General features: G+C 64.1%; 27 protein-coding genes. 12 read left to right on the forward strand and 15 right to left on the reverse strand.

Annotation, left to right across the window (positions count from 1 at the left end; genetic code table 11):
* Nucleotides 1-179: 179 nt before the first annotated feature.
* Nucleotides 180-551, reverse strand: coding sequence for a hypothetical protein (locus JQ616_RS09485; RefSeq protein ID WP_212013898.1), 372 nt, complete (start codon nt 549-551; stop codon nt 180-182).
* A 211-nt stretch (nt 552-762) separates the two neighbouring features.
* Between JQ616_RS09485 and JQ616_RS09490 the strand changes: the two genes are divergently transcribed.
* Complete coding sequence (locus JQ616_RS09490; protein ID WP_212013899.1) at nt 763-1,218, forward strand: hypothetical protein; 456 nt, start codon at nt 763-765, stop codon at nt 1,216-1,218.
* Nucleotides 1,219-1,267: 49 nt separating this feature from the next.
* Here JQ616_RS09490 and JQ616_RS09495 read toward each other — a convergent pair whose 3' ends face one another.
* Together JQ616_RS09495 and JQ616_RS09500 are read right to left on the reverse strand one after the other, a co-directional pair.
* A complete protein-coding gene (locus tag JQ616_RS09495) occupies nt 1,268-1,513 on the reverse strand; it encodes a hypothetical protein (RefSeq protein WP_212013900.1) in 246 nt (81 codons plus the stop codon).
* Nucleotides 1,514-1,732: 219 nt separating this feature from the next.
* On the reverse strand, nt 1,733-1,978 hold the full coding sequence (locus tag JQ616_RS09500) for a hypothetical protein (RefSeq protein WP_212013901.1): 246 nt from the start codon (nt 1,976-1,978) through the stop codon (nt 1,733-1,735).
* 338 nt (nt 1,979-2,316) lie between these two features.
* Here JQ616_RS09500 and JQ616_RS09505 point away from each other — a divergent pair, with 338 nt between their 5' ends.
* Entirely contained in the window at nt 2,317-2,766 is a 450-nt protein-coding gene (locus tag JQ616_RS09505; protein WP_212013902.1) for a BLUF domain-containing protein, read from the forward strand.
* A 57-nt stretch (nt 2,767-2,823) separates the two neighbouring features.
* Here the strand turns inward: JQ616_RS09505 and JQ616_RS09510 are convergent, their stop codons facing one another.
* The 7 genes from JQ616_RS09510 to JQ616_RS09540 form a co-directional block, all read right to left on the reverse strand.
* Nucleotides 2,824-3,018 (reverse strand): hypothetical protein, encoded by a 195-nt coding sequence (locus JQ616_RS09510; RefSeq protein ID WP_212013903.1) that lies wholly within the window; start codon nt 3,016-3,018, stop codon nt 2,824-2,826.
* Between the two features lie 50 nt (nt 3,019-3,068).
* Entirely contained in the window at nt 3,069-3,383 is a 315-nt protein-coding gene (locus JQ616_RS09515) for a hypothetical protein (RefSeq protein WP_212013905.1), read from the reverse strand.
* 80 nt (nt 3,384-3,463) lie between these two features.
* Nucleotides 3,464-3,910, reverse strand: coding sequence for a hypothetical protein (locus tag JQ616_RS09520; RefSeq protein WP_212013907.1), 447 nt, complete (start codon nt 3,908-3,910; stop codon nt 3,464-3,466).
* Nucleotides 3,911-3,956: 46 nt separating this feature from the next.
* A complete protein-coding gene (locus JQ616_RS09525; protein WP_212013908.1) occupies nt 3,957-4,121 on the reverse strand; it encodes a hypothetical protein in 165 nt (54 codons plus the stop codon).
* 88 nt (nt 4,122-4,209) lie between these two features.
* Nucleotides 4,210-4,470 carry a DUF3551 domain-containing protein gene (locus JQ616_RS09530; RefSeq protein WP_212013909.1) on the reverse strand — a complete coding sequence of 87 codons (261 nt, stop codon included), beginning with the start codon at nt 4,468-4,470 and terminating at the stop codon, nt 4,210-4,212.
* Between the two features lie 297 nt (nt 4,471-4,767).
* Nucleotides 4,768-5,619, reverse strand: coding sequence for a 3-hydroxybutyryl-CoA dehydrogenase (locus JQ616_RS09535; protein ID WP_249136599.1), 852 nt, complete (start codon nt 5,617-5,619; stop codon nt 4,768-4,770).
* A gap of 136 nt (nt 5,620-5,755) precedes the next feature.
* Nucleotides 5,756-5,947 (reverse strand): hypothetical protein, encoded by a 192-nt coding sequence (locus tag JQ616_RS09540; RefSeq protein WP_212013911.1) that lies wholly within the window; start codon nt 5,945-5,947, stop codon nt 5,756-5,758.
* A gap of 558 nt (nt 5,948-6,505) precedes the next feature.
* On the opposite strand from JQ616_RS09540, the gene JQ616_RS09545 reads away from it, so the two are divergent.
* The 6 genes from JQ616_RS09545 to JQ616_RS09570 all read left to right on the forward strand — a co-directional run bounded on the left by JQ616_RS09545 (nt 6,506) and on the right by JQ616_RS09570 (nt 10,324).
* Entirely contained in the window at nt 6,506-6,721 is a 216-nt protein-coding gene (locus JQ616_RS09545) for a hypothetical protein (RefSeq protein ID WP_212013912.1), read from the forward strand.
* A 129-nt stretch (nt 6,722-6,850) separates the two neighbouring features.
* Nucleotides 6,851-7,090 (forward strand): hypothetical protein, encoded by a 240-nt coding sequence (locus JQ616_RS09550; protein ID WP_212013913.1) that lies wholly within the window; start codon nt 6,851-6,853, stop codon nt 7,088-7,090.
* 171 nt (nt 7,091-7,261) lie between these two features.
* Complete coding sequence (locus tag JQ616_RS09555; RefSeq protein ID WP_212013914.1) at nt 7,262-8,551, forward strand: hemolysin family protein; 1,290 nt, start codon at nt 7,262-7,264, stop codon at nt 8,549-8,551.
* A 120-nt stretch (nt 8,552-8,671) separates the two neighbouring features.
* Nucleotides 8,672-9,271: a formyltransferase family protein gene (locus JQ616_RS09560; RefSeq protein WP_212013916.1), complete on the forward strand. Its 600-nt coding sequence runs from the start codon at nt 8,672-8,674 to the stop codon at nt 9,269-9,271.
* Between the two features lie 194 nt (nt 9,272-9,465).
* Nucleotides 9,466-9,825, forward strand: a complete 360-nt coding sequence (locus JQ616_RS09565; protein WP_249136601.1) for a hypothetical protein — start codon at nt 9,466-9,468, stop codon at nt 9,823-9,825.
* Nucleotides 9,770-10,324, forward strand: a complete 555-nt coding sequence (locus tag JQ616_RS09570) for a hypothetical protein (protein WP_212013917.1) — start codon at nt 9,770-9,772, stop codon at nt 10,322-10,324. Before JQ616_RS09565 ends, JQ616_RS09570 begins: the two co-directional genes overlap by 56 nt.
* A gap of 70 nt (nt 10,325-10,394) precedes the next feature.
* Here the strand turns inward: JQ616_RS09570 and JQ616_RS09575 are convergent, their stop codons facing one another.
* Together JQ616_RS09575 and JQ616_RS09580 are read right to left on the reverse strand one after the other, a co-directional pair.
* A complete protein-coding gene (locus tag JQ616_RS09575; RefSeq protein ID WP_249136603.1) occupies nt 10,395-10,601 on the reverse strand; it encodes a hypothetical protein in 207 nt (68 codons plus the stop codon).
* Nucleotides 10,602-10,612: 11 nt separating this feature from the next.
* Nucleotides 10,613-11,011: a RidA family protein gene (locus JQ616_RS09580; protein WP_212013918.1), complete on the reverse strand. Its 399-nt coding sequence runs from the start codon at nt 11,009-11,011 to the stop codon at nt 10,613-10,615.
* 142 nt (nt 11,012-11,153) lie between these two features.
* On the opposite strand from JQ616_RS09580, the gene JQ616_RS09585 reads away from it, so the two are divergent.
* Nucleotides 11,154-12,026 (forward strand): DMT family transporter, encoded by an 873-nt coding sequence (locus JQ616_RS09585; protein ID WP_212013919.1) that lies wholly within the window; start codon nt 11,154-11,156, stop codon nt 12,024-12,026.
* Nucleotides 12,027-12,099: 73 nt separating this feature from the next.
* On the opposite strand, the gene JQ616_RS09590 is transcribed toward JQ616_RS09585, so the two are convergent.
* Both JQ616_RS09590 and cysK read right to left on the reverse strand, forming a co-directional pair.
* Entirely contained in the window at nt 12,100-12,339 is a 240-nt protein-coding gene (locus JQ616_RS09590) for a BrnA antitoxin family protein (RefSeq protein WP_212013920.1), read from the reverse strand.
* Between the two features lie 18 nt (nt 12,340-12,357).
* Nucleotides 12,358-13,332 carry a cysteine synthase A gene (gene cysK / locus JQ616_RS09595; RefSeq protein WP_212013921.1) on the reverse strand — a complete coding sequence of 325 codons (975 nt, stop codon included), beginning with the start codon at nt 13,330-13,332 and terminating at the stop codon, nt 12,358-12,360.
* Nucleotides 13,333-13,564: 232 nt separating this feature from the next.
* On the opposite strand from cysK, the gene JQ616_RS09600 reads away from it, so the two are divergent.
* On the forward strand, nt 13,565-13,786 hold the full coding sequence (locus JQ616_RS09600) for a hypothetical protein (protein WP_212013922.1): 222 nt from the start codon (nt 13,565-13,567) through the stop codon (nt 13,784-13,786).
* Nucleotides 13,787-13,792: 6 nt separating this feature from the next.
* On the opposite strand, the gene tgt is transcribed toward JQ616_RS09600, so the two are convergent.
* Nucleotides 13,793-14,926: a tRNA guanosine(34) transglycosylase Tgt gene (tgt, locus tag JQ616_RS09605; RefSeq protein ID WP_212013923.1), complete on the reverse strand. Its 1,134-nt coding sequence runs from the start codon at nt 14,924-14,926 to the stop codon at nt 13,793-13,795.
* 254 nt (nt 14,927-15,180) lie between these two features.
* On the opposite strand from tgt, the gene JQ616_RS09610 reads away from it, so the two are divergent.
* Both JQ616_RS09610 and JQ616_RS09615 read left to right on the forward strand, forming a co-directional pair.
* Nucleotides 15,181-16,314, forward strand: coding sequence for a patatin-like phospholipase family protein (locus tag JQ616_RS09610; RefSeq protein ID WP_212014788.1), 1,134 nt, complete (start codon nt 15,181-15,183; stop codon nt 16,312-16,314).
* Nucleotides 16,315-16,409: 95 nt separating this feature from the next.
* Entirely contained in the window at nt 16,410-17,171 is a 762-nt protein-coding gene (locus JQ616_RS09615) for a TetR/AcrR family transcriptional regulator (protein ID WP_212013925.1), read from the forward strand.
* Nucleotides 17,172-17,339 lie beyond the last annotated feature (168 nt).

A 17,339-nucleotide genomic window follows, 5' to 3' on the forward strand; every position in this document is an offset into this window, starting at 1 on the left:
ATTTCGTTACGCCGCGAACCAGCAGAACGGCGTAGGCCGTGCAGACTGGCGTCGCAACCAAGCTGACCTGCCCGGCCGCCCTGAGGCTACCCGCCAACTCATCGAGATTGGGCTGAAGACAAAATTGAAAAGCTGAGGTCGCCGGATGGTCGAGTTGCAATGATCGGGGATATACGCGCTTAAAACTTTCGTCCGTCGGATGCCATTTTTTTGCATTCCCCGCTGACAGTCAGCGATTTCCCTCCCGACGAGAGGGTCTTGGTCGCCTTGCCAGACTGGCGGGAAATCGTGATCGAAAGTGTAGCGGCGAGATCATTGCCACCGATCGTAATATTTGTCGGGCCATCGAAGGAAAAGGAATCCTGGCTCGCTTTCCAACCTCCCGCTGGATCGACGTAATATTGCAGGGTCGAGGCGGCCATGCTCCAGTCATCAGTTGAGGCGGCTGGAAAATCGCACTCCAATGCTGCGATCGGAGCTTGCGCGTGCCCCTCCAGAGTCAGCGCGCCCAAGGCCAGCAGCGATAGAAATCCATCTCGTATGACTCGCACAGATACCCTCCTAGCTCCCCACGGGGTGCCGCAGCATACCTCCTGAGTTTGAGCGAGGCGAGCGCCCACCAAATGCCGAATAGCCTCTAAGGATGGCGCCGGTCCGGTGTTCTCCACCGTAGAATCCCGTACTGCGTCCGTGCGCTCGTCAACACCCGGCGGGTGGTCATCCCCTCTCCCGTGTGCAGAATGCGGTGCTAGGAGCCAGCACATGAAACTTGCCAGGGCGGTCGCCATTTCGCTTGTGCCTTGCGCACTTGCCGCAGCTGCCAATGCACAGAGCTGCCTGACCGGCCCCACCAAAACGAAGGACGGCACGTTGCAGACGTGGACCGTCGTCAATCGCTGCGGCGCACCGGTCACCCTGCGCTATTCGCTGACAGGTCCCATGGGCAAGGAAACAAAAAGCGCAATCGTTTCCGCCTGCAGCCGACAGCGGATTGTGCAGATCTTCGAGACAGACCGGATCGATTTTCTCGACACGGGCTATGGTCAAGGCTGGGAGAAGATTTGCCCGTCATTGGACGATGAGATCAGTCCCAGGAAACGACCGGAAAAATCAACCAACGAAACCGATCAGATCCCGTTTCCATCCATCAGCCCGCCGCCCCTCGCCGGTCCCAAGCCGATAGGCCCTGCGGGAGGGAAGCCTATTCCGAAGGGATAGCTTGAGCGTCACGCGACCCGCCATCGCAAATGCCGGCGGCGCTGCACGCTTACGGATCGGTCGTCAGCGGCAGCTCGCCCTGCCCGCCGGTCCAGTCGATGATCTCGAGCTGCAGCCCGCGCTTCAGCATCTCGGCCTCGAGACTGCCGGCGTGCCGTTTCCACTCCGGCGTCGAGCGGACACGGAATTTCGGGTCTTCGCCGTTGGCCTCGAATTCATCGTCGGCTTTCAGCGCGCCGCGGATGGCTTCGTACATCATCTTCAGGCTGGCGTCGGTGAAGGCGCCGTAGTCCATCGCTCGTTCCCCTCAGCACGGTGAGACGCAAAAGGCCGCCACGTAACGTCCCGTGGCGGCCTTCTGCAAGCGGCCCATCCAGACGGCCTGGGACGAGGTTGCGTGAGTCGGGTTAAGGAAACGTTGTTCGTGCGGCGGCGGCGCTTATGGCGCTCGCCGGCAAGGAAAGGCCCCGCCGAAGCGGGGCCGTCCGCGTGATGCAGATTTGCTCAGGACTTGCTAGTCGTCCCAGTCATGACCACGGATCACGACGCCACGGTCGCGATAGTAGTCGCGATGGTGGTTGTACCAGCCGTGGTGCCAGCCGCGATCGTATTCCCGATAAACGCGCCGACCGTCATATCGATCGCCGTAGTAGCCGCGGTCGCCGCCGATATAGACGCCCACACCCTGCGCGCTGGCAATGGTCGGGGCCGCGATCGAGAGTGCCGCAACGGCGGCGAGTGCGTAAGTCAACTTCGTCATGACATCCTCCTTCCAGTACGGCGTGACAACGATCGGCGTCCACGCATGTTGCAGGAACAAGTTCGGAACTTTCCTGAATGCCTGTTCAACATCGTGGCGCACTCGATGTCACCAACCGGCCTGGCGGAGCACGACCGGCAGAGCCGGTTGCGAACCCGTGTTTCCCCGGATTCCACTTTCGTCGTGAATCGCGCTACGAGCCGGGAACCGAGACTGGTTCCATCCAGCTCGCAGTTTCCAGATTTGCCGGTCGGGGCCGTGACGTGACGCGGCCCTTTTCATTTGGCCGCGTGTCGAGCGCGGAACGCTTCCTCTTTGACGTGCTGAGGCAATGAAGAATGTCGCCAACCGAGCATGCGTTGATCTACGTCAGCCGTAGCAACAGCAATGTGCACGACCATTCTGCGAGTGAGGTCATTCGCAACATCCTGACGCAGTCGCGCGCGAAGAATGCGAGGCTCGGCGTGACCGGCGCCCTCCTCTTCAGCGAGGGCTACTTCTGCCAGGTTCTCGAAGGCGAGCGGGCTGCCGTCGAGGAAATCTTCAGCGCGATCGAAATCGATCCGAGGCACCGCGACATCACCCTTCTGACCTTCAGGCCGGCGACACCGCGGCGCTTCCCCGCTTGGTCGATGGCCTATGCCGGCTCTGACGCCGGCCCGGCCTGGGCTGAGAAAATTGAAGGCTTGCTTTTGAACCCGTCCGAGATCGACGGTGATCGGATGGGCCGCGAACTGCTCGTCCTGATGACGGATCTCGTCAGACAGCAGGATCTCGACGGTCCCTAGAGATGCCTGCAACTGTCGCACATGCGCACGGCGCTGCGGCCATGCAGATCCGCGCCATTACAGCTTCAAGCAACGAAACAGTTGCGTGAGCGCGGTGTTGGCGGATTGCGCGCGCCGCTCGAGAATCTCGGCGGCATTGGCGTAGTTGTGCGCCAGGATCTCAAGCGCGCGTCGGGCATCCGGCAACGTCGATTGCTCCGCCATCTCCAGGCATTGGTGCTCGAAGTAGCGAAGCTCCTCAAGTTCGGTCATTGCGATTCGTCCGGTTGGTTCTGCATCTTCGAACTCAGTGCTCCCGGGACCTAGTGAAAGTTTGGCAAGATTGTTGCGGGCGCCGAGCGAAGCATTCGCAATGTTGCTGGATGCATGCTGTGATCATCACCGCCGCGTGACCGCTGCCGATGCGGGCGGTGCGAATCGACAAGCGCGCCCGACCGCTCCAGAATGCGTAAGTCTTGCCTGGCAGTCATGTCGTTAAAGCGGGCCGCGGTCGATGCGGCATTGGGTTGGCCTTGTTGAACCAGATGAAGAAGCGCGATTGGGCCTTCGTGGCCGCCTGTGTGGCTGGTGCATTGGTATTCGGCGTCTGGAGCTTGCAGATGGGTCTTGCGTTTCATCGATCCCAGCAGGCTCCGACAGATCTCTCCAGCTCGCATCGGCGCAGTCCGGCCGCCCCGGATTAAGCCCAGGCCATCCCTTAAGCCCAGGCCAGCCCTGCAATGACGCCGGGGTCATCGTCGTCGCTCTCCGCTCGTGTCAGCCCCTTGCGCCGCATGCCGTCCTTGGCGCGGCGGTGACGAATGCCAAACCGGTGCACCCGCCGCAGCACGCCGCCGACGACATCGATGGCCTGCCTGACGACGGCCATGACGGTCCCAACACGCGTGAACAGGCCGACCAGGAAGATCATCGAGAAGATGTCGATATAGGCCAGCAGATCGCCCACCAGCATCAACTCGGGCGGCAACGGAATCCGGTGCCAATAGGCGCCGATCAGGATGACGACCGGGATCAGCGCGATCAGCTTGCGCAGCGTCAGCCGGTCGAGCAAGGCCGCAAGCTCGACGACCAGGATCTGCCAGAGCCAGTCGCCCAGCGCCGCCGGCTTGTCGATGGTCCAGACCTGCCAGATCCGTTTCCACATCGCGGCGTCTGCCTTGTGTTCGCCTTGTCCCGGGCAATAACAGCGACTATGGCTTCGACGACGCCTCGCTGCCGTCGCCCTCGACGGCAGCGCCTTGCGCATCGGCCGCATCGGTCGACGGAAAGATGCGCTCGTAGTTGGCGCGGGCCTCGCGAATCAGACGCGCCCGTTCCAGTTCGGACTTCGAAATGAACCTGATGATCTCGCCCATGTGCTCTCCAACGCAGGGGGCTAATTCTCCATTCACAGCCGATGCAACCATCGTGCCTGTCCGCCCGATGGCCGCCGGCCTCGCCCGCTCAGCGGTACGCCCGCGGCGCACCTCGCTGCTGGCTGAACGCAACCCGCGGATTGATCCCGCAGCTGGCAGCGCGGCCTGACGCCGACGCCTGGCACTGTTGGTAGGTCTGGTAGCCGCAGTAGCCAGGATATCCCTCCTCCTTGCCCTGGATGCACCAGGGATAGTCGTAAGGGTCAGCCGCCGCCGGCTGTGCGGCGCCGACAATCCAGCTCGTCCCGAGCGCGGCGAACGCGAGAGGCGCCCAATTCGTGCTGCGCATGATCCTGCTTCCTTCTCAATCGGCACCCAGCCGTTGATGTAGGTACGCAGGCCAAATCTGCGAGGTTTTCGCCCGCCGGCTCAAGAAGCTGTGACCCGCGCGTGACGGCGCGCCTTGGACGCGAGACGTGCCCTGAATGGGTTTGGGGCATACAAAAAACACGAGGCCCGGTGTGCCTAGGAGCCCGGGCCTCGTGTCTGATGTCCCCCGCCTCAGTGGCGGATCAGGTGTTGTGGTTACGCGAGCTCGTCGGCGCGATCCATCCCGGATGACTACGGGGTCGAGCCCGCGCAGAAATCACTTGCTGTAGCTGTAGAACCCCTGCCCGGTCTTGCGGCCGAGATGGCCGGCATCGACCATCTCCTTCAAGAGCGGCGCCGGCCGGTACTTGGGATCGTTGAAGCCGGTGTAGAACACCTCCATCACCGACAGCATGGTGTCGAGCCCGATCAGGTCGGCGAGCGCGAGCGGGCCGATCGGATGGTTGCAGCCGAGCTTCATGCCGGCATCGATCTCCTCCGCGGTCGCGATGCCTTCCTGCAGCGCGAAGATCGCCTCATTGATCATCGGGCACAGGATGCGGTTGACCGCAAAGCCCGGGCTGTTCTTCGCGGTGATCGCGACCTTGCCGACGCGCTTGGCGAAAGCCTCGGCCTTGGCGACGGTGTCGTCGGAGGTCTGCAAGCCGCGGATCAATTCGAGCAGCGCCATCACCGGCACCGGATTGAAGAAGTGCATGCCGATGAAGCGGTCGGGACGATCGGTCGAGGCCGCCAGGCGGGTGATCGAGATCGACGAGGTGTTGGTCGCGACCAGCGCGCTCGGCTTCAGCCCGGCGCAGAGATCCCTCAGGATCTTGATCTTGAGCTCCTCGTTCTCGGTCGCGGCTTCGATGACGAGATCGCAGGCGGCAAGCTTGCCCTTGTCGGTGGTCGCGTCGATCCGCGCGAGCGTCGCATCGCGATCGGCTGCGGTCATCTTCTCCTTGGACACGAGGCGATCTAGACTGCTCCCGACCGTCTTCAGACCGCGCTGCACCGCCGCGTCGGAAATATCCACCATGGTGACGCCGAGCCCGGCCGCCGCGCAGATCTGCGCGATGCCGTTGCCCATGGTCCCGGCGCCGATAATGCCAACCGTCTCGATCATTGTATCCGTCCCTCGCAGCTTGCGCGGCCGCACGGCCGCATCGTCAAAAACGGCGGACCGTGGGGTCCGCGGATGGCGCATGAATAGCAGCCCGGCCGAACCGCCGATACAGCAGACGATGGTATTCTGGTGAGGGTTATTCGGGGCGCGGCGGGACGGGCCGCCGGGGCGGAACGGCGCGACGTGGCGGCACCTCGGTCCGCGACGGCTCGGACGCGCGAGACGGCTCGAACACGCGGTTCAGCCGCACGATCCACCAGGCCAGCCGGCCGTAACTGCGGCGCAGCGCCGATCCAAATCCCTCGTCGAGGTCGTGGTCACGATCCATACCCCTATCGTTAACGTGCATCCTTGAAGGAACGGTGAGCGCCATCACGTGCAGCGCGGGTAATCGTTAGGAACTTGGCAACTATTTCGCGCGCAGCCTTGGTGCGTTGACGGCCCAGGCACCGGTAATCTTCCGGATTGCGTATTGAGGACCCTGCGCCGCAGCATCGCCATGCCGGTGCGACTCGCATTTTGTTGATCGAATTTTCCGCGGAGCGCCGCGACACAAGGAAATTAGACGACGAGGGCTACGCCCATGCTTGCTGAAAAATTCTTTTTGGTTCTTGAGACATTGCTGAACGGCCAGACTCATTCCGACGGAAGCCCGCGTGTGGTGAGCACCTCGCCCCACGTCCCGATCAAGCTCCCGCGTGAAAGCCAGCCGCAAGGCGGCAGCCCGCCTCGCTAGGCAGATTGCCGAAGCTGGGTCTAGCCGCGACGCTTCCTGCGCTTGATCGCCAGGTCGGCGTCGAGTCGACGCCGCGATCCCCCGTGATCGAGCTCATAGTCGGTGAAGGCGAGCCACGCTACACCACTCCCGTAACGCAGTGGTGCCGCCATGGACTCCGAGACCGACAGCAAGACCGATTTCGCGGGCATCGCCGTCGCGATCTGCGTGGCCGCCTACACGGCGATCATGCTGGCCTATCTCGCCCAATATGATCTCGGCCTGACCGCCAACCAGACGCGCGATCTCTCGATGACTGCCGCGTTGTTTCTCGCGCTGCCGGTCGCGCTGGACTTGCTCCGCAGCGGCCCCCGCAACCTGCGCTGACGCGCGCCGCGGCGCGCCTGTTCGCATCCGATCTCCCCCGCCATGAACGCGCCCGCGCAACATAGCGCTAGGTGAAGCGAGGAGAATCAGCGTTACTTTGCAACTGATCGCTTCGTGGGATTTGGCGGCATGACCCAGCCCGACGGTTTGGATCAGAATATTCGTGAACTGCAGGAATGGCTCCGCAACGCCTGGCAGCAGCTTGCGGACCCCTCGCTCACCGCCTTCTCCCGCCGCGAACTGCGCAACCAGATGAAGCAATGCAACGCCGATTTGCGCGTGCAGCTGCAGGCTGCGTCCAAACGGCTGAGCGAGCCCTTGCCGTCGGGCAGAACGTTCACCAGGCCGGAACTCCGGATCCTCGTCTAGCGTTCGTCCGTCTGCCAGCGCGCCAAAATGCCGCGATCTCCTGCTGCATGCGCGCCATACGCACCCTCTGCTTGTGCAGGGAGGCGCGACGAGGCAGAGCAAAATTGCTCCGGCATGCCTATATTGGGCATCGTCGGGCGGCCAACGCCGCCGAAGCCTTTGGGGACTCCCGTGTTATATCTGGAACTTGCGATCGTGGCGGTCTTGATCGTCGTCAACGGTCTGTTGTCGATGTCGGAGCTCGCGATCGTCTCCTCGCGTCCGGCGCGCCTCGCGGCGCTGGTCGAACGCGGCGTCAGCGGGTCGCGCCGCGCGCTGGCGCTGGCGTCCGATCCCGGCAAGTTCCTCTCCACGGTGCAGATCGGCATCACGCTGATCGGCGTGCTGTCGGGCGCCTTCTCGGGCGCCACGCTCGGCCAGCGGCTCTCGCAATGGCTGTTCGAGCTTGGAGTGCCGGCCAACGTCGCCGACGCTGCCGGTGTCGCCCTTGTCGTCGGCGTCATCACCTACGCCTCGTTGATTATCGGCGAACTGGTGCCGAAGCAGATCGCGCTGCGCGATCCCGAGGCGATCGCGGTGCGGGCCGCACCGGCGATGACGGTGATGGCGAAACTGTCGCTGCCGGTGGTGTGGCTGCTCGACCGCTCCGGCAAGTCGTTGCTGTGGCTGCTCGGCCATCGCGAGGATGCGCAAGACCGCGTCAGCGAGGATGAGATCAAGACGCTGGTGGTGGAGGCCGAGAACGCCGGCGTGCTCGAGCCCGGCGAAAAGGAGATGATTGCCGGCGTGATGCGGCTTGGCGACCTGCCGGTCGGCGCCGTGATGACGCCGCGCCACGAGGTCAGCCTGATCGACCTCGCAGCTCCCGCGCCCGAGATCCTGTCGACGCTGCAGAAGAGCAATCACTCGCGCTGCGTGGTGTTCGACGGCAACCGCGACCATGCGCTCGGCATCGTGCAGGCCAAGGACGTGCTCGACGTCTACCTCGCCGGCCAGACGCCTGACATCCGCGCGCTGACGCGCGACGCGCCGATCATCCCGGAGACCGTCGACGCCCGCGACGTGGTCGCGATCCTGCGCGACTCCGCCGTGCATATCGGCCTCGTGCATGACGAATACGGCACGTTCCAGGGCGTCGTCACCAGCGCCGACATCCTCGAGGCGATCGTCGGCGCCTTCCACACCGAGCAGGGCCCGGCCGAGCCGGCCTATGTCAGGCGCGCCGACGGCTCCTATTTGATTTCAGGCTGGATGCCGGCGCTGGAGTTCAGCGAGCTGCTCGGCATCACCCTGCCCTCGCCGCGGCCCTATCAGACCGCCGCCGGCTTCCTGCTACATGCGTTCGGCGCGATCCCCGATACCGGCGCGAAAACCACCGCGCAGGGCTGGGATTTCGAGATCGTCGATCTCGACGGCCGGCGCATCGACAAGGTTCTGGCGAGCAAGCTGCCGGCGGCCTGACATTGCCAGCCGGCCGGCCTGTTGATAACGGGCAGGACAGCAAAACCGGCGGCCGCTGTGTGCTATCGGCATAACGGCAGCCCTCGATAGGTCCAAAGTAACCCCCACGGAATTGATCCCATGCGCATTACCCTCGTCGGTTCCCGCCATTTCGGCGTGACGACCCTGAACATGCTGCGCGAGCACCACGTCACGCTGGTCAGGGTGGTCGTCCATGACGGCGAAGACCGGCTGGCGACGGCGGCCCGGGCTGTTGGTATCGAGGTCGTGGTCCAGGCCGATCCCAAGCTGGTGACCGCCGCCGAGATCGCGCCCGGCACCGACCTGATCGTCACCGCCCACAGCCACGCTCGCGTCAGCAAGGAGGCGCTTGCCGTGGCCAAGCTTGGCGGCATCGGATACCACCCGTCGCTGTTGCCGCGTCACCGCGGCATCGCAGCAGTGGAATGGACCATCAAGGAAGGCGATCCGATCGCCGGCGGCAGCATCTATCACCTCGCCGACCGCATGGACGCCGGCGCGATCGCCGCGCAGGACTGGGTCTTCGTCAAGAAAGGCGAGAGCGCCCGCGACCTGTGGGAGCGCGCGCTGGCGCCGCTCGGTTTGCGTCTGCTCGGTGAGGTCATCGACTACGGCAAGGTCAACGGCACGCTGCCGGCCAAACCGCAGGATGAGCAATTCGCGACCAAGGCGCCCAATCTGAGCCCCGGCAAGCACTAGTCCGAGATTAGGTATCAAAATACCAATAAAGGAAACGTGCAGACACGAATTTTTCGTTCCGGGGCCGGAACCGGATTCAACATGATGTGTTTGAGTTCACAGGAACATTCGGGGGTTCCCGCGACGCAGCAAATTTTGAACACATTGTGACAGGATAAGCCGCGTCATCACACGAAATTACAGGGATTTGATTCATGCGTTCGATCCGCATCCGCGACCTGATTTTGGTCACATCGGTCGCTTCGGCTGCCGCCCTCACCGCTGCTCCCGCGTCCGCCCAGCAGCCTTATGACGGCCTTTGGAGCGTCACTGTCGTCACCAAGACCGGAAGCTGCGAGCCGTCGCAGAGCTCGACCGTGACCGTGGCCGAAGGAAAGATCTCGGCACAGGGTGCGGCGATCTCCGGCACCGTCGGCAGCGGGGGACTTGTGCGGGTCTCGATCAATGGTGCATATGCGAACGGACAACTCAGTGGCAACTCCGGATCGGGGAAGTGGAATGGGGCATCAGCTGGCGTACCGTGCAGCGGCCGATGGGAAGCATCCCGTCAGTAAGATCACCAGCGTATCGCGTTTCTTCGCCATCGCGCGGCGGCCAGCAATTGCAGCCGCCGCGTTTTTCATGACCGCACTCGCGAGCACTGCGGGCCATGCGCAGTCCGGCCCTTTCGCCGGTATGGCAGGCACCTGGTCGGGCGCCGGCACGGTGACCCTGGACGACGGATCCAGCGAACGGATTCGTTGCCGTGCGACCTATCACGTCGGCGGACCGAGGATGACCATGGGCCTCACCTGCGCCAGCGACGCCTACAAGTTCAACCTGGCGGCCGACGTACAGGCTGAAGGCAGCGCGGTCAGCGGCTCCTGGAGCGAGTCCAGCCGCAATGTCAGCGGCGACCTGCGCGGTCGCGGCGGCGGCGGCAACTTCCAGGTCATTGCCAGCGCTCCCGGATTCAACGCCGACATCGCGATGCGCACCGCCGGTAACAAGCAGTCCGTCACCATCAGGGCTGACAGCCAGTTCCGCGGCGCCAACATCACGCTGACGAAGTAACCGGCCTTCAAACAACAACGCCCCCCGAGACCTAAGTCTCGAGGGGCGTCTTTTGTTGGCCATACGCTCACTATGCCGTGCGCGGCTTGCCAAGATTCTCGGCGGTCTGCTGGATGGTGCGGGCGATCAATAGCGCCTGCTCCTTGGTGACTGCAAAGTCGTGCACGCCTTTGTCCGTCGTCATCGAGATCACGATGATATCCGGCTGTTGCTCCGGCCAGCCGGTCGCGAACCCCGTCAGAAGTTCAGGCGCCTTTCGCATGTTGCTTTTGTTCATCGCCGAATGTCCTATGCTGCGGGAATGAATGCCGTGACCTCGATCTCGACCTTGGCGCGCTGATCGACCAGCCCGTCGATATAGAGCAGCGTGGACGGCGGGAAATTGCGCCCGAGCGTCTCCTTCCACGCCGCGCCGATGCCGGCGCCCGCGGCTTCGTATTCGCTGCGGCTGGTCAGGTACCAGGTCAGGCGGACGATATGCTCCGGGCCGGCGCCGGCCTCGTTCAACAGCGTGATGATGCGCTTCAGCGCGGTGCCGACCTGAGCGGCCATGTCGGGGGCGTAATCGCCCTTCTCGTCGCCGCCGGTCTGCCCGGCGAGCACGATCCATTGGCCTGGTGCGTCGAACGCGACACCGTGCGAGAAACCGCGGGGTTTCGACCATTCGGCCGGTTGCAAGACACGCATGAGCAGATCCTCCTGATGTGATTATTCCCGACCTGCTTAGCAGAGATCGCGCAGGCGGCGCACCACCAGTCGGCGGAATTGCGCGTTGCAAATTCGCGGCAGCTCGCCGATACCGGGAATCCCTCCTCACCTCATTTCCGTCATGGATCGCACACCCTCAAAGACTCGCGCCGCTCTGTGGATGTCCGGCTGGCTCGCGCTGATGCTGATCGTGGCGGTGGCCGGCCGCGAGGCGACGCGCGATGTCAACGTCTTCCAGCTGATGGCCGTGCGCGGTGTGCTCGGCTTCGCGATGCTGTATCCGCTGATCCATATGAACGGCGGGCTTGCGATCGTGAAGACTGCGCGCGTGCACGTCCACATCGCGCGCAACCTGATCCATTTCTGCGCCCAGCTCGGCTGGTTCTTTGCGCTGACATTGATCCCGCTCGGCCAGGTGGTGGCGATCGAGTTCACGATGCCGATCTGGACCGCGATCCTTGCAGCGAGCTTTCTTGGCGAACGCATGACGTCCTGGAAGGTCGTCGCGATCGTGCTGGGGCTGGTCGGCGTGTTCGTCATCGTGCGGCCGACCGGCGCGATCAATCCGGGCCAGCTGATCGCGCTCGCCGCAGCCGTCGGCTTCGGCATCTCGGTCACCGTGGTCAAGTCGCTGACGCGGACCGAGCAGACGCTGACCATCATGTTCTGGATGCTGGTGGTGCAGTCGCTCGCCAGCATCGGGCCCGCGCTCTATGTCTGGACCTGGCCGCCGCTCTCGACCTGGGGCTGGCTCGCCGTGATCGCGTTCTGCGGCACCTTCTCGCACTATTGCATGGCGCGCGCGCTGCTCCACGCCGACGCGACCGTGGTGATCCCGATGGATTTCATCCGGGTGCCGCTGACGGCGATCGTCGGATGGCTGATCTATTCCGAGCGGCTCGACGCCTACACGGTGCTTGGCGCAGCGATGATCCTGGCCGGCAACCTCTTGAACCTGTCGCCAGGCAGAAAGGCGCCGGTACGGGCGAAGTGAACGCGCGTCACGCCGCTGCCCGATCACAGCAAAGAGCCCGGGGATCATCCCGGGCTCCTTTGCGCTGGAAGCGTTACTTCCCGGCGGCCTTACGCAGCGCCGCGTTGATGCGGTCCTGCCAGCCCGGGCCGCCTCCCTGGAAGTATTCCAGCACGTCCTGATCGATCCGCAGCGTGACCTGCTCGCGGACGCCGGGGACGGCTACCGTCTTTGGCGCCGCCTCCGCGACCTTGGTGGTGGCGCGCTTGAACGCCGCCTCGGCCTCGCTGCGGGCATCGTTCAGGGTTCGCGGTCGTCTCGGCTGGTCGGCCATGTCTGGGATTCCTGTGGCTCAAATTCCTTCAAACAACACTGTCGAGAGATAGCGCTCCGAGAATGACGGCACAATCGCCAGAATGGTCTTGCCCGCAGCTTCCGGCCGCTTGCCGATCTGCAAGGCGGCCGCGATCGCCGCGCCCGAGGAGATACCGCCGGGGATTCCTTCGTTGCGCGCCAGCGCGCGCGAGGTCTCGATCGCGGTTGCGCTGTTGACCTTGACGATCTCGTCGATCACCGAGCGGTCGAGGATGTCAGGGACAAAGCCTGCGCCGATGCCCTGGATCTTGTGCGGCGTGTGCTGGCCGCCGGACAGCACCGGGCTTTCCTCCGGCTCCACCGCGACAACCCGCAGCGACGGCTTGCGCGGCTTCAGCACCTGGCCGACGCCAGTGATGGTGCCGCCGGTGCCGACGCCGGCGACGAAATAGTCGATGTTGCCGCCGGTGTCGTTCCAGATCTCCTCGGCGGTGGTGCGGCGATGGATTTCGGGATTGGCGAGGTTCTTGAACTGCTGCGGCATGACTGCGTTGGGCGTCGTGCGCACCAGTTCTTCCGCGGTCGCGATCGAGCCCTTCATGCCCTGCGCGGCCGGCGTCAGCACGATCTCGGCACCGAGGAACGCCAGCATCCGCCGCCGCTCGATCGACATCGATTCCGGCATCACGAGCTTGAGCCGGTAGCCGCGCGACGCGGCGACATAGGCCAGCGCGATGCCGGTGTTGCCCGAGGTCGGTTCAATCAGCACGGTGTCGGCATTGATGATGCCGGCCTTCTCCATCGCCACGATCATCGCCGCACCGATGCGGTCCTTCACGCTGGCCGCCGGGTTGAAGTATTCCAGCTTGGCAAGGATCGTCGCGTTGACGCCAGCCGCCTGCGGCAGTCTGCGCAACCGCACGATCGGCGTCGAACCGATCGCATCGACGATGGAGTCAAAGACGCGTCCGCGTCCGGGTTGCACTGCACTCGTTGTCGACGGCGCGTCCATCAAGCGGCTCCTTGTCGCGGGATATGCTGGAAATATGCGGTCTTCTCTCATTAGAAGCAGCGCATCATAACGCGCAAGTGAGAAACCCACGCAGCGCCAATTCGTTGCATCGCAAAATCAGAACCCGCACAAATAACGTAAAAGCTACGCATTTGTGTTGCGACAAGGTCAAACAAATGGGTCTATATAGACTTTCGACAGGTGCAGCTCAGAACGCAAAGGGAGGCGCAAAATGCCGGCACTTGCTGAAGTTCTGTCGACCACAGCGTCTCGGCCCGATCCGCGCGGCAGCCACTTGCCGACCTGTCCGGTGTGTGCGGACTCGATGGTAGCGGCCGAAGCGTCCGCATACCTTTTCGACAATTTGATCAGCTATCTCTGGACCTGCGACACCTGCGGTTACGGGTTCGTCACCAAGCACTCGGTGAAACCGATCCCCATCGTGTGCAACTGATCAAGCTCATCTCGGAGCGATGTCCCCGCGCGCCCAACCGGCGCGCGTTTTCGTTCGGAAATCCTCGAACGTGCCGTTGGCCACCGCGTCGCGAATGCCCTGCATCAGCTGCTGGTAATAGGCGACGTTGATTTCGGACAGCAGCATTGCCCCAAGTGTTTCGCCGGCGCGCACCAGGTGATGCAGATAAGCGCGTGAATAGTCGCGTGCAGCCGGCCACGAGCTCTCTTCATCGAGCGGACGCGGATCGTCGATGTGCCGGGCGTTGCGCAAATTGATCTGGCCGAACCGGGTGAACGCCATGCCGTGGCGCCCGTTCCGTGTCGGCATCACACAATCGAACATGTCGACGCCGCGCGCCACCGCCTCGAGAATGTCCTCCGGCGTGCCGACGCCCATCAGATAGCGCGGCCGATCCGCCGGCAGCGCTGGTGCGGTCTCCTCGATCATCGACAGCATCACCGCCTGCGGCTCGCCGACTGCGAGCCCCCCGATCGCGTAACCGTGAAAGCCAATGTTGGTTAGCCCGCGCGCGCTGGCGTGACGGAGGTCAGGAATATCGCCGCCCTGCACGATGCCGAACAGCATGTAGCCGTCAGGCGCGCTCGCGAAGGCGCGCTTGGAGCGTTCGGCCCAGCGCAGCGAGAGCTGCATCGCGCGCTCGATGTCGGTGCGCTCCGCCGGCAGCCGCACGCATTCGTCCATCTGCATCGCGATGTCGGAGCCGAGCAGCCGCTGCACCTCGATCGATCGCTCCGGCGACAGTTCGACCTTGGCACCGTCGATATGCGAGCGGAAGGTCACGGCCTTCTCGGTCACCTTGCGCAGCTCGGAGAGCGACATCACCTGGAAGCCGCCCGAGTCAGTCAGCATCGGGCCGCCCCAGCCGGTGAAGCGCTGCAGGCCGCCAAGGGAGGCAATGCGTTCGGCGCCCGGCCGCAGCATCAAATGATAGGTGTTGCCGAGCACGATATCGGCGCCGGCGTCGCGCACCTCGCGCCAATGCATGCCCTTCATCGCGCCTGCGGTGCCGACCGGCATGAAGGCGGGCGTGCGCACAGGGCCATGCGGCGTGGTCAGGCGGCCGGTACGGGCGGCACCGTCGGTTGCCAAGAGCTCGAAATGATTGGGAAGCGTCATGCGGCTGCTTATTGCGTGTCACTGACGCCCAATCAACCTGTCGGGTAACGGCTTCCGCGCGACTTCGTGAACGCGCACAGCCAAACGGAAGCTTGCTCTGGAACCGCGCCTCCGTTAAACAAAACGACACCGTATCGTTTTATGTCAACAATAAGGCGGCGGACCGTCCCGCTGCGACAGCAATCCCGCCCGAAACCTCACTGACCGAGATGTCCTCACCCTCCAGCGCCCGGCCTGACGGCATCCGCCATCGGATGACAGCCGCGCGCGTGATCCGGCAAATCGCCCTGCTGTGCGGGCTCGCCGCCGCGCTGGCGGCGTGCAGCTCGATACCGCGCACGCCGTACACGGCCGCCGACGCCGCCAACTCGCGGGTGCTCGATCTCGACGGGCTGCGCCGCTATGCCGACGAGCCGGCGTCCAAATTCAAGCTCGAGAAGGACAACATCGCCCCGATCAGGACCTATCTCGCCCTCTCCGGCGGTGGCGCCGACGGCGCCTATGGCGTCGGTGTCCTCAACGGCTGGACCGCGGCCGGCAACCGACCCACCTTCTCGGTCGTGTCCGGCGTCAGCACCGGCGGCCTGATTGCGCCCTTTGCATTCCTCGGCCCGCGTTACGACGACACACTGAAGGACGTCTATACCTCAGGCATCGCGGAAACCCTGTTGCAGGACCCGAGCCTGATGCGGGTGCTGTTCGGCTCCGGCCTGTTCGGCAACAAAAGGCTGCGCGAGCTGGTGGCGCGTTACGTCGACCAGGACATCCTGAGCGAGGTGGCGCGTGAGAACGCCAAGGGGCGCAAGCTCCTGATCGTCACCACCGATCTCGACACCCAGCGCACCGTGATCTGGGACATGGGGCGGATCGCTGCGGTCGGAACGCCGGAAGCCTTGCAGCTGTTTCGTGACGTGATGGCCGCCTCCGCCTCGATCCCGCTGGTGTTTCCGCCTATCATGATCGACGCCGAGGGCCAGGGCCGCCGCTTCCAGGAGATGCATGTCGATGGCGGCGTCACCGCGCCGGTGCTGACGCTGCCCGACGCGCTGATGTTCCGCGAACGCAGCTGGCCCGCCAATGGCCGTATGAACATCTACATCCTCGTCAACAAGAAGCTCGAGGGCAATTTCGAGCTCGTATCGAACTCGACGATCGACGTCGCCTCGCGCAGCATTTCCGCGATCACCCAGGCGCAAACCCGCTCCGTGATCCTGTCGACCTATGATTTCGCCCGGCGCAACCGGCTGGGCTTCCATCTGTCCTATATCGAGCGCGATTACCCGGCACCGGAAACCCAGGGCTTCGACACCGGCTACATGCGTGCGCTCTATCAGTACGGCTACGAGAAGGCCCGCGCAGGCCAGGCCTGGACCGCGACGCCGCCCTGACCGGCCCGCCCCCGGTACCGCCGAATGGACGAATCCGCACCGCGCGGGTTATAGACCGGAGCGACCCGTCCGACGCACAACGAGATGAATGGGCAATGGGATTGACGGCAACCAAGGCCAAGGGGGCCAAACAGCCGGCCAAGCGCGGCGTGATCAAGTCACGCGGCGGCCGGCCGACCCGGGACGCTGCGATCGAGCGTGATCAGCGGCTGATCGAGGTCGCCACGCGCCTGTTCCTCGAGCGCGGCTTCGAGGCGACGTCGATCGACGCGGTGGCCGAGGCCGCCCGCGTCAGCAAGCCCACGGTGTATGGGCAGTATGGCGACAAGCGCGGTCTGTTCGCCGCGGTCCTCCGGCGCGAAATCGCCCGCTGGCTCGCCCCGCTCGCCGCCGCGGCGGCCGAAATGCACGGCGACGGCAACTGCGACGGCTTGGTTGAGGAACGGCTGATCGATCTCGGCCGCCAGTTGCTGGTGCTGAATTGCAGCGCCGATTCCATCGCCTTCAGCCGGATCCTGACTGCGCAGGCGATCAATTTCCCGGAAGTCGCCAAGCTCGCGGTCGACGAGGGCTGGTCGAAGGCCGTGTCCACGACGGCGGATTTCTTCGACCATCTGGTCGACAAGGGTGCCCTCGACCTCGAAGACACCACGATCGCCGCCGAGACTTTCCTCAACATGGTGGTCGGCCACACCCATCGAATGGCAACGTTCGGGATTCCGATCGACATGAAAGCCGCCGAGACGCGGATGGAGGTGTCGATCCGGCTGTTCCTCGCCGGCGCCGTCGGGCCAAAGGACCGGCTGCGCGAGGCGGCCAAGGAAGCCGCGAAGGCGCGCCGTCGGCCAGCCCGCTGACAAGATTTATAGGATCGTTTCCGCGTCTTACACGTTGCCGTGATGAAGCTTGAATAAACAGAACGAAACCGTATTGTTTAGTTGCAAAGAGACGCCGGACCCGGATCAGCCCCCCAATGGGTTTTGCGCCGCCTTGTAAACTTCGATCGTCGACGACGGAGCTGCCGC

Source organism: Bradyrhizobium tropiciagri, from assembly GCF_018130545.1.
Classification (GTDB): Bacteria; Pseudomonadota; Alphaproteobacteria; order Rhizobiales; family Xanthobacteraceae; genus Bradyrhizobium; species Bradyrhizobium tropiciagri_A.